The sequence below is a fragment of the Pseudonocardia sp. EV170527-09 genome, assembly GCF_008369905.1.
Lineage (GTDB): Bacteria > Actinomycetota > Actinomycetes > Mycobacteriales > Pseudonocardiaceae > Pseudonocardia.
This window is the reverse complement of the sequence record NZ_VRMC01000238.1, coordinates 1-1,390: the sequence shown is the minus strand read 5'-3', so window position 1 is coordinate 1,390 and position 1,390 is coordinate 1. Positions and strand designations below refer to the sequence as shown.

Here is a 1,390-nt window from a genome sequence, read left to right as displayed (position 1 = left end):
CCGACCCGAACCCGTCTCGTTCTCAGCAGAGCCCATAGGGTCTGATGTCATCACTCACAGTGCCCATCCCGCCGGACGCTGAGGTCCGGCGTGTCGGGCCGGAACCACCGTTCGTTGCACAGGCCCACGGTCGGGTCTGCTGCATGGTTGGGTGACAGGTTGGTCACGCAGCCTGAGTGGCTGGCGTGGTCATGGTGGTCTCGTATTCGATGGGGGTCAGTCGGTCGAGGCCGGTCTGCCGACGACGCCGGTGGTAGGTGCGTTCAGTCCAGGTCACGATCGCGATCCGGAGCTCCTCGCGGGTTGCCCAGGTGCGGCGGTCCAGGACGTTCTTCTGGAGCAGGGAGAAGAAGCTCTCCATGGCCGCGTTGTCGCCCGCGGCGCCGACACGGCCCATCGATCCGACCATGCCGTGACAGTTCAGCGCGGCCACGAACTTCCTGCTTCGAAATTGCCTGGGTTCAACCGGTCGTTGCAACACCGGGTTGTCAGACTGAGCGTAGCTGCTCGGCGAACACTTCGGCGGGAGTCTTCCAGTCGAGGCTCTTGCGGGGTCTGTTGTTGAGCGCGAGAGCGACCGCTTCGAGGTCTTCGGCGGACCACCGTGAGAGATCGATGCCCTTCGGGAAGTATTGCCGCAGAACCCCGTTGGACGCTCCTATGTTTGTCAGTCGAGGTCGGTGCAGTCAAGCGTTCCCGCGGCGCGAAGAACGATCACATCGACGCCGTGCGCGCCGCTCGGACGGCGCTGGCCCGTGAATTTCAGACTCTGCCTCGGGCGAGGGGCCTACGCGAAGCGCTGCGGATGGTCCTGGCCACCCGGGCCGCAGTGCTGGTCAGTCGGACCAAGGCGATCAACGAGCTGAAGAGTCTGATCATCGTCGCCCCCGAGGGGACTGTCAAGTTTCCGGTGTAACTCTGGCTGTTGAGGGCTATCGGCGTCCGGCGGACAGGCGTCCGTCGAAGGCCATGTCGAAGGCGTTGAGGGCTGGTTTCCAACGGATCGACCAGCGGCGTTGTCCTGCTCCGGTGGGATCGCCACAGCGGTGGCCGAGTAGCCATTCGGGAGCGGCACCAAGATGGTGAAGCGGGTCTTGCGTTCGACCAACGTCGCGATCGCGGCGGGACGAGTGGACCCGATGATCAGGTCGCCTTCCCAGTGCCCGATCTCCCGTCGCGACAGCACGCCTGTAGGCCGGTCGTGGATCGACCGCATCGTCGTGCACTGCTTGAGGGCGCCGTCGCGGGTGCGTCCACGCCCGCGGCGGCGACGGTAGGTGCGGCCGGTACGCAGCAGCTCAGAGCGTTGAACTTGCCGTCGGCGCCCCAGAGCATCTCGCGCAGGTGATTGTCGGCTGCGCGGCGAGAGGTGGCCGTCGTAGACGGCGCG

1 protein-coding gene and 3 pseudogenes are annotated in these 1,390 nt (G+C 65.7%); 1 reads left to right on the top strand and 3 read right to left on the bottom strand.

The window, feature by feature from the left end; translation table 11 throughout:
• Positions 1-163: 163 nt before the first annotated feature.
• Positions 164-454, bottom strand: a pseudogene (locus FVA95_RS28750) (integrase core domain-containing protein); the annotation flags it as partial.
• Positions 455-488: 34 nt separating this feature from the next.
• A pseudogene (locus FVA95_RS28745) lies at positions 489-653 on the bottom strand (transposase); the annotation flags it as partial.
• Here FVA95_RS28745 and FVA95_RS34190 point away from each other — a divergent pair.
• A complete protein-coding gene (locus FVA95_RS34190) occupies positions 605-916 on the top strand; it encodes a transposase (RefSeq protein WP_149666896.1) in 312 nt (103 codons plus the stop codon). The pseudogene FVA95_RS28745 and the gene FVA95_RS34190 overlap by 49 nt on opposite strands.
• A 146-nt stretch (positions 917-1,062) precedes the next feature.
• On the opposite strand, the pseudogene FVA95_RS28735 reads toward FVA95_RS34190, so the two are convergent.
• A pseudogene (locus FVA95_RS28735) lies at positions 1,063-1,171 on the bottom strand (IS30 family transposase); the annotation flags it as partial.
• Between the last annotated feature and the right edge of the window lie 219 nt (positions 1,172-1,390).